The following is a 9,499-nucleotide window of genomic DNA, read 5'->3' as shown; positions in this document are numbered from 1 at the left end:
GATGACCTACTCTCACATGGGGAGACCCCACACTACCATCGGCGCGGAGCCGTTTCACTACCGAGTTCGGGAAGGGATCGGGTGGTGCCGGCACGCTATGGTCGTCAGGCAATTCTGCAGACCGGCTGCCCTTTGGGCAGCGGGTCAAAATCGGGATCATGCTGATCAATACATCAACGTATTCGTGTGATGCGAACCACTTGGGTGTTATATGGTCAAGCCTCACGGGCAATTAGTACGCGTCAGCTCAATGCATTGCTGCACTTACACACCGCGCCTATCGACCTCGTCGTCTTCGAGGGCCCTTCAGGGAGCTCGAGGCTCCAGGGAAGTTTCATCTTGAAGGGGGCTTCCCGCTTAGATGCCTTCAGCGGTTATCCCGTCCGCACATAGCTACCCGGCGGTGCCATTGGCATGACAACCGGTACACCAGCGGTGCGTCCACTCCGGTCCTCTCGTACTAGGAGCAGCACTTCTCAAACTTCCGACGCCCACGGCAGATAGGGACCGAACTGTCTCACGACGTTCTAAACCCAGCTCGCGTACCACTTTAAATGGCGAACAGCCATACCCTTGGGACCGACTTCAGCCCCAGGATGTGATGAGCCGACATCGAGGTGCCAAACACCGCCGTCGATATGAACTCTTGGGCGGTATCAGCCTGTTATCCCCGGAGTACCTTTTATCCGTTGAGCGATGGCCCTTCCATACAGAACCACCGGATCACTAGAACCTGCTTTCGCACCTGCTCGACATGTCCGTCTCGCAGTCAAGCACCCTTATGCTCTTGCACTCATTGCACGATTTCCAACCGTGCTGAGGGTACCTTAGTGCTCCTCCGTTACTCTTTGGGAGGAGACCGCCCCAGTCAAACTACCCACCACACACTGTCCTCACACCGGATCACGGTGCGGAGTTAGAACGCCGATGATACCAGGCTGGTATTTCAAGGTTGGCTCCACCCCGACTGGCGTCGGGGTTTCAAAGCCTCCCAGCTATCCTACACAAGTAACATCAGCGTCCAGTGTGAAGCTATAGTAAAGGTTCACGGGGTCTTTCCGTCTAGCCGCGGGTACACTGCATCTTCACAGCGATTTCAATTTCACTGAGTCTCGGGTGGAGACAGCGTGGCCATCATTACGCCATTCGTGCAGGTCGGAACTTACCCGACAAGGAATTTCGCTACCTTAGGACCGTTATAGTTACGGCCGCCGTTTACCGGGGCTTCGATCAAGAGCTTCGCCTTGCGGCTAACACCATCAATTAACCTTCCGGCACCGGGCAGGCGTCACACCCTATACGTCCGCTTACGCGTTGGCAGAGTGCTGTGTTTTTAATAAACAGTTGCAGCCACCTGGTCTCTTCGGCCGGTCAGAGCTCAAGGAGCAAGTCCCGTCACCCTGGCCGGCGCACCTTCTCCCGAAGTTACGGTGCCATTTTGCCTAGTTCCTTCACCCGAGTTCTCTCATACGCCTTGGTATTCTCTACCTGACCACCTGTGTCGGTTTGGGGTACGATCGCATGTTATCTGAAGCTTAGAGGCTTTTCCCGGAAGCGTGGCATCAGTGACTTCCAGACCGTAGTCTGTTCGTCTCGCGTCTCGGCTTGTAGAGGACCGGATTTGCCTGATCCTCAGGCCTACTCGCTTTCACCGGGGCAACCAGCGCCCGGCTCACCTAGCCTTCTTCGTCCCCCCATCGCAATAACATCCGGTACGGGAATATTGACCCGTTTCCCATCGACTACGCCTTTCGGCCTCGCCTTAGGGGTCGACTCACCCTGCTCCGATTGTCGTCGAACAGGAACCCTTGGTCTTCCGGCGGGGCGGGTTTTCACCGCCCTTGTCGTTACTCATGTCAGCATTCGCACTTGTGATACCTCCAGCAGACCTCACGATCCACCTTCGCAGGCTTACACAACGCTCCTCTACCGCGCATCCATAAGGATGCACCCGCAGCTTCGGTACCCGGTTTGAGCCCCGTTACATCTTCCGCGCAGGCCGACTCGACCAGTGAGCTATTACGCTTTCTTTAAAGGGTGGCTGCTTCTAAGCCAACCTCCTGGCTGTCTGTGCCTTCCCACATCGTTTCCCACTTAACCGGGATTTTGGGACCTTGGCTGGCGGTCTGGGTTGTTTCCCTTTTCACAACGGACGTTAGCACCCGCTGTGTGTCTCCCACGCTGTACTCACCGGTATTCGGAGTTTGCCTCGGGTTGGTAAGCCGGGATGGCCCCCTAGCCGAAACAGTGCTCTACCCCCGGTGGTAATACGTGAGGCGCTACCTAAATAGCTTTCGAGGAGAACCAGCTATCTCCGAGCTTGATTAGCCTTTCACTCCGATCCACAGCTCATCTCAGCATTTTTCAACATACTTGAGTTCGGACCTCCAGTCAGTGTTACCTGACCTTCATCCTGGCCATGGATAGATCGCCCGGTTTCGGGTCTATTCCCAGCAACTAATTCGCCCATTTAAGACTCGGTTTCCCTGCGCCTCCCCTATTCGGTTAAGCTCGCTACTGAAAATAAGTCGCTGACCCATTATACAAAAGGTACGCAGTCACAGAACAAGTCTGCTCCCACTGCTTGTACGCACACGGTTTCAGGATCTATTTCACTCCCCTCGCCGGGGTTCTTTTCGCCTTTCCCTCACGGTACTGGTTCACTATCGGTCAGTCAGGAGTATTTAGCCTTGGAGGATGGTCCCCCCATGTTCAGTCAGGGTTTCACGTGCCCCGACCTACTCGATTTCACAATGCTCGGATTTCGGCTACGGGACTATCACCCGCTATGGTCAGACTTCCCAGACTGTTTGCCTATCGGTTGCACTGCTTAAGGGCTGGTCCCCGTTCGCTCGCCGCTACTGGGGGAATCTCAATTGATGTCTTTTCCTCGGGGTACTTAGATGTTTCAGTTCTCCCGGTTCGCCTTCATGAGTTATGTATTGGCTCATGAATACTTACCTGATGGTAAGTGGGTTTCCCCATTCGGAAATCGCCGGGTCGCAGGTCATTTGCCACCTCACCGACGCTTATCGCAGGCTGTCACGTCCTTCATCGCCTCTGACTGCCTAGGCATCCACCGTGTGCGCTTAATCGCTTGACCATATAACCCCAAGGGGTCCGGTTTCACGATCACACGACATTTGCTGGAATACGTACGACATTACGTATCACAGCAAACTTATACGTTGTCTGCCGGTCGGGTCACGACACCCTTCCGAAGAAGGGGTGTTCACCGACCGACAGGTCAGCATGATCCACATTGTTAAAGAGCGTACTGTCAAAAAGACAGTCAGAAATCATGTCGATGATCTGTCATCATCATGACTTTTGACTGTGGTTTCATCAGTATCAGCGAGACTGTTTGTATGCACCGAGCCGGTATGGTGGAGCCTAGCGGGATCGAACCGCTGACCTCCTGCGTGCAAGGCAGGCGCTCTCCCAGCTGAGCTAAGGCCCCGACAGGTTGGTGGGTCTGGGCAGACTTGAACTGCCGACCTCACCCTTATCAGGGGTGCGCTCTAACCAACTGAGCTACAGACCCAAGCAGTCTTCGCTCTATCCGATCAGGCAATTTGTGTGGACGCGCTGGTTCGCGTGAGCACTTTAGTCGTTTAAGGAGGTGATCCAGCCGCAGGTTCCCCTACGGCTACCTTGTTACGACTTCACCCCAGTCATGAACCACACCGTGGTGATCGCTCTCCCGGAGGTTAAGCTAACCACTTCTGGTGCAGTCCACTCCCATGGTGTGACGGGCGGTGTGTACAAGGCCCGGGAACGTATTCACCGTGGCATTCTGATCCACGATTACTAGCGATTCCGACTTCACGGAGTCGAGTTGCAGACTCCGATCCGGACTGAGGCCGGCTTTATGGGATTGGCTTCACGTCGCCGCTTCGCAACCCTTTGTACCGGCCATTGTAGCACGTGTGTAGCCCTGCTCGTAAGGGCCATGATGACTTGACGTCGTCCCCACCTTCCTCCGGTTTGTCACCGGCAGTCTCCCTGAAGTTCCCGGCCGGACCGCTGGCAAAAAGGGATAGGGGTTGCGCTCGTTACGGGACTTAACCCAACATTTCACAACACGAGCTGACGACAGCCATGCAGCACCTGTCTCTGCGTTCCCGAAGGCACTCTCCCATCTCTGGGAGATTCGCAGGATGTCAAGAGCAGGTAAGGTTCTTCGCGTTGCATCGAATTAAACCACATGCTCCACCGCTTGTGCGGGCCCCCGTCAATTCATTTGAGTTTTAGCCTTGCGGCCGTACTCCCCAGGCGGTCGACTTATTGCGTTAACTGCGCCACCAAACCCTCAAGGGGTCCAACGGCTGGTCGACATCGTTTACGGCGTGGACTACCAGGGTATCTAATCCTGTTTGCTACCCACGCTTTCGCGCCTCAGCGTCAGTGTCAGTCCAGAAGGCCGCCTTCGCCACTGGTATTCCTCCCGATCTCTACGCATTTCACCGCTACACCGGGAATTCCACCTTCCTCTCCTGCACTCTAGCCTGCCAGTTCCGAATGCCGTTCCCGGGTTGAGCCCGGGGCTTTCACATCCGGCTTGGCAAGCCGCCTACGCGCCCTTTACGCCCAGTAATTCCGATTAACGCTTGCACCCTCCGTATTACCGCGGCTGCTGGCACGGAGTTAGCCGGTGCTTCTTCTGTGGGTGATGTCCTTCATGGTGGTTATTAACCACCATGCCTTCTTCCCCACTGAAAGTGCTTTACAACCCGAAGGCCTTCTTCACACACGCGGCATGGCTGGATCAGGGTTTCCCCCATTGTCCAATATTCCCCACTGCTGCCTCCCGTAGGAGTCCGGGCCGTGTCTCAGTCCCGGTGTGGCTGATCATCCTCTCAGACCAGCTACGGATCGTTGCCTTGGTGAGCCGTTACCTCACCAACAAGCTAATCCGACATGGGCTCATCCGATAGCGCAAGGTCCGAAGATCCCCTGCTTTCTCCCGTAGGACGTATGCGGTATTAGCTCGGGTTTCCCCGAGTTATCCCCCACTACCGGGCAGATACCCATGCATTACTCACCCGTCCGCCGCTCGTCAGCGGGTAGCAAGCTACCCCTGTTACCGCTCGACTTGCATGTGTTAGGCCTGCCGCCAGCGTTCAATCTGAGCCATGATCAAACTCTTCAGTTTATTTTGAAGCTTTGAGATTCGTTTCGAAGCCTGCCGAAGCAGTCATCGAGGTGAATCAATCCGGGCTCGAGGTCAAACTAGTACTCTTGACGAGTGTTCGTCTGCTCGATTATCTATGTGACTGGTGTCACACGAGCCAGACGCCCACACAAATTGCCTGATCGACTTGTTAAAGAGCGTCTCGAAGATGTTGCCTCAGTCGCCGTGACGGCTGCTTCGAGAGAGTGGGCATTTTACAGCCCTGAATCGAAAAGTCAACCTCTTTTTTTCGATCCGGAAGTCAGCGGCTGGATTTGAAACCCTGATTGAGCGACCAAAACCTTAGTCAAAACAATCACCTGCTTAACTTCCCCGCTGCCTCGTCGCCGTGTGCTCCGTGGCAGCGGATGCGTACTTTATAGATCAGACCGGGACCACGCAACCCCTTTTGCCAAAAAGTTTCATCTTTCTGTCATGACGGTGAAAGGAGCATGATACGCCTGCCTTCATACCCTCTTTGGATAGCCGGCTTTCATGAAAGGCCGCTCTTCATATATCCATCCTTGAAAAGCAGTTTATAGAGAGCCCTGTCAGGGGACTGCCAACCAAGAAAAAGCCCGCAACTGACAATGTCAGCTGCGGGCTTCGTGGATCTTCCTGATCCTGACACATCACCTTCCATGGTGATGTCCTTGAAATTTACACCAAGGCTTCCCTTCCATGGGTGCAACGCTTCCTTGCGTCCGCTGCCTCGGTGTATAAACAAATTTACCTGACTGTAGCGGACATGTCCAACTTTTTGTAAGGAAAACTGCTGCAGGTGTATGACTTGTCCAGGAATAGAGTTATGCCTTGTGCAACATGACCCTTGCATAGCGCTTCTTGCCAGCCTGAATCACGTAGTCATGGCCCACTGTGAGCATATGATCTGCCTCTACCTTATGCCCATCGACCCAGACGCGCGCATTTTTCAGCATGTCCTTTGCCTGTGCCCCGTTGTTAGCAAGGCCGGCACGATTGAGGATCAGAGCAATGGGTGCCTCGGTCATGTCCTCGACAGTCACCTCCACTTCCGGCAGATCGTCGGGCAGCTCACCCTCCTTGAGCTGATTGCCACTGGCACGGTGAGCGCCAGCCGCCGCCTCTTCACCATGAAAGCGGGCGACCAGCTCGCGCGCCAGCACCATCTTGACGTCACGCGGGTTGGCTCCCTTGTCTACATCACTCATCAACGCCCGTACCTCATCCATCGGCTTGAGCGAGAGCAGTTCGAAGTAGCGCCACATGAGTGAGTCCGGCATCGAGACAATCTTGTTGAACATTTCACCGGGCCGGTCGGTAATGCCCACATAGTTGCCCAGTGACTTGGACATCTTCTGTACACCATCAAGACCTTCAAGCAGCGGCATGGTCAGCACGACCTGCGGTGCCTGCCCGTAATGCTTTTGAAGCTCACGCCCCATCAACAAATTGAATTTCTGATCGGTACCGCCGATTTCGATATCGGCTTCCAGCGCCACCGAGTCATACCCCTGTATCAGCGGATAAAGGAATTCGTGAATGGCGATAGGCTGATTGCCGCGGTAGCGCTTTTCGAAATCATCGCGCTCAAGCATGCGTGCCACTGTTGACTGGGCGGCCAGCCCGATCAGGTCGGCTGCTGACATGGCGCTCATCCACTCGGCGTTAAAGACCACCTTCGTGCGCTCGGGATGGAGCACCCTGAACACCTGCTCCTGATAGGTACGGGCATTGGCCATGACGTCTTCCTGGGTCAACGGCTTTCGCGTCACGCTCTTGCCGGTCGGGTCACCAATACGCCCGGTGAAATCGCCGATAAGAAACAATACCTCATGCCCCAGATCTTGGAACTGGCGCAGCTTGTTCAAAAGCACCGTATGACCGAGGTGAAGGTCGGGCGCGGTAGGGTCGAAACCGGCCTTGATACGCAACGGCCGCTCCAGAGAGAGCTTCTTTTCCAGCTCTTCTTCTATAAGTACCTCGTGGACACCACGTTTGATCAGCGCCAGCGCCTCGGCAACATCGGCCATGACCTGCCTCTCCTGTATTCAGATAATTGCAGCTGCCCTCCCCTCGTCCGGTCCGCGGGCGAGCAGCAGGAAATGTGGGGCATGATAGCATGGCGTCAAACGCGTAGACCGCCCCGGCAGGAGTGAGCAGATGAGTCTTGTAATAGGTCTGATGTCCGGCACCAGTCTGGACGGTATCGACGCCGCACTGGTCGAATGCAACCACCATCACCGCCCCGCTCTACTGGAAGCCACGGGCATCGAGATGCCGGAGTCCCTGCGCCGTCAGTTATGGCAGCTGTGTCATGCCAACGACGCCGCCTTCGACACCCTGGCCGATGCCGAAGAGGCGTTCTGCCGGCTTCAGGCGCAGGCCGTCACGGCGCTGCTCGAGAAAAGCGGCTACAGGGTCGAAGACATCGACGCTATCGGTAGTCACGGCCAGACCATCGAGCATCGTCCGGATGGCCCCGCCCCCTATACATGGCAGCTGGATAACCCCTCGCGTCTGGCCGAACTGACCGGCTGTCGCGTTGTGGCCGACTTCCGGCGACGCGATATCGCCGCCGGTGGTCAGGGCGCGCCGCTGGCACCCGCCTTTCATGACGCGCTCTTTCACCACCCTCAACAGTGGCGCGTGCTGCTTAATCTGGGTGGCTTTGCCAACGTTACCCTGCTCCCTCCCGAGGGCAGCGAACTACCGGTGATCGGTTTTGATACCGGCCCGGCCAATGCCCTGCTGGATGGATGGTATACCCAGCATCACGAGGGCCGGTTTGATCGCGATGGCGCCTGGGGTGCTCAGGGGCAGTGTCAAACGCCCTTGCTGACACGCTTTCTGAGCGATCCCTTTTTTGACTGCCCGCCACCCAAAAGCACGGGGCGCGAACATTTTCATCTCCAGTGGTTGAAGACCCATCTGGAGAACGAATCCCCGGTCGATGTACAGGCCACGCTTTTAACCCTGACCGTTGAAAGTATCGCGCGTGAACTGGAGCGTCACCTGCCCGGGAATGCCCGCACTGAGGCCTGTGTCATTCCCTGTGGCGGCGGGGCGCACAATATCGCCATGATAGACGCTCTGACAGCCCGGCTTTCACCAATCAGAACCGAGCATTGCCAGACACTGGGCTGGTCACCGGACTGGCTGGAGGCCGGCGCCTTTGCCTGGCTTGCCTGGCGACGTCTGGAAGGTCTCCCGGGCAATCTGGCCTCGGTAACCGGTGCGGCAGGGCCGCGTATACTGGGCGGGGTCTACGAGCGCTGACGCTGTCTGACAATGGCAAGGGTTCGACACCCTCCCCGGCTAGACCCCTTGCTCCTGAATAATGAGCCCTTCGGCCGCCAGCTTCGACATGGCAGCTTCCATGGTTTGCATACCCAACGCACCACCGGTCTGCAGCGACGAGTAAATCTGCGCCACCTTGTCTTCGCGGATCAGATTCCGGATGGCAGGCGTGGCGATCAGAATCTCATGCGCGGCGATCCTGCCACCGCCGATACGGCGTACCAGCTGTTGGGAGATCACCCCCTGAAGTGATTCGGACAGCATGGCGCGCACCATTGCCTTTTCATCACCGGGAAAGACATCCACGATTCGATCCACCGTCCGGGCGGCCGATGTGGTGTGCAGCGTGGCCAATACCAGATGCCCGGTTTCGGCAGCCGTCAGAGCCAGGCGCATGGTTTCCAGATCCCGCATCTCGCCGACCAGAATCACGTCGGGGTCCTCACGCAGTGCCGAGCGCAGCGCACTGGCCACGCCATGGGTGTCACGCTGGACTTCCCGCTGATTGATCAACGCACGACGTGAGTGATGTACAAACTCGATGGGGTCTTCAATGGTCAGCACATGCTGAGCGCGCGAGGCGTTGATATGATCCACCATGGCCGCCAGCGTGGTCGACTTTCCGGAACCGGTAGGGCCCGTGACCAGCACCAGGCCATGCTGACAGGATGCCAGCCGCCTGAAGACTTCTCCCAGCCCCAGCGACTCCAGGCTGGGCACATGAGAGGGAATGGTACGAAACACGCCGGCCACGCCCCGGTCCTGATGGAAGGCATTGACACGAAAGCGCGACACGCCGGGCACCTCGACGGAGAAATCGAGCTCCAGCGAGGCCCTGAAGTCCTGCTGCTGCGTCTCACTCATGACTGCTGCCAGCAGACGGTGGACCTCCTCGTTGTCAAGCGCCGGCGCATTAAGACGACGAATCTCGCCATCAACGCGCATCATGGCCGGCAGACCTGCTGACAGGTGAAGGTCAGAGGCGCCCTGTTTTGCTGTAAAAGCCAGCAGTTCGGTAATATCCATGCGTTCGCAGTTCCGGACGTC

General features: G+C 56.7%; 3 protein-coding genes, 2 tRNA genes and 3 rRNA genes. 1 reads left to right on the top strand and 7 read right to left on the bottom strand.

What is annotated here, in order from left to right; all coding sequences use genetic code 11:
* The 6 genes from rrf to tyrS form a co-directional block, all read right to left on the bottom strand.
* Positions 1–109: ribosomal RNA gene (gene rrf / locus ACXMYO_RS16075) — 5S ribosomal RNA — on the bottom strand; the annotation flags it as partial.
* Between the two features lie 102 nt (positions 110–211).
* A 23S ribosomal RNA gene (locus ACXMYO_RS16070) occupies positions 212–3,103 on the bottom strand.
* A 281-nt stretch (positions 3,104–3,384) separates the two neighbouring features.
* Positions 3,385–3,460, bottom strand: a tRNA-Ala gene (locus ACXMYO_RS16065).
* 7 nt (positions 3,461–3,467) lie between these two features.
* Positions 3,468–3,544, bottom strand: a tRNA-Ile gene (locus tag ACXMYO_RS16060).
* 71 nt (positions 3,545–3,615) lie between these two features.
* Positions 3,616–5,155 (bottom strand): 16S ribosomal RNA (locus ACXMYO_RS16055).
* An 824-nt stretch (positions 5,156–5,979) separates the two neighbouring features.
* The gene (gene tyrS / locus ACXMYO_RS16050; RefSeq protein ID WP_457809451.1) at positions 5,980–7,185 is read right to left on the bottom strand and encodes a tyrosine--tRNA ligase; all 1,206 of its coding nucleotides are present in this window, start codon (positions 7,183–7,185) and stop codon (positions 5,980–5,982) included.
* Positions 7,186–7,315: 130 nt separating this feature from the next.
* On the opposite strand from tyrS, the gene ACXMYO_RS16045 reads away from it, so the two are divergent.
* Positions 7,316–8,431, top strand: coding sequence for an anhydro-N-acetylmuramic acid kinase (locus ACXMYO_RS16045; protein ID WP_457809450.1), 1,116 nt, complete (start codon positions 7,316–7,318; stop codon positions 8,429–8,431).
* A gap of 39 nt (positions 8,432–8,470) precedes the next feature.
* Here the strand turns inward: ACXMYO_RS16045 and ACXMYO_RS16040 are convergent, their stop codons facing one another.
* Positions 8,471–9,478, bottom strand: coding sequence for a type IV pilus twitching motility protein PilT (locus ACXMYO_RS16040; protein WP_457809449.1), 1,008 nt, complete (start codon positions 9,476–9,478; stop codon positions 8,471–8,473).
* Between the last annotated feature and the right edge of the window lie 21 nt (positions 9,479–9,499).

Source organism: Kushneria sp. EE4 (genome assembly GCF_977968315.1).
This window is presented reverse-complemented; position numbering and strand designations above follow the sequence as displayed.

Bases quoted from the DNA above. Each gene is read 5' to 3' on its own strand.
- tyrS (WP_457809451.1), bottom strand. From the start codon at position 7,185: ATGGCCGATGTTGCCGAGGCGCTGGCGCTGATCAAACGTGGTGTCCAC.
- ACXMYO_RS16045 (WP_457809450.1), top strand. From the start codon at position 7,316: ATGAGTCTTGTAATAGGTCTGATGTCCGGCACCAGTCTGGACGGTATC.
- ACXMYO_RS16040 (WP_457809449.1), bottom strand. From the start codon at position 9,478: ATGGATATTACCGAACTGCTGGCTTTTACAGCAAAACAGGGCGCCTCT.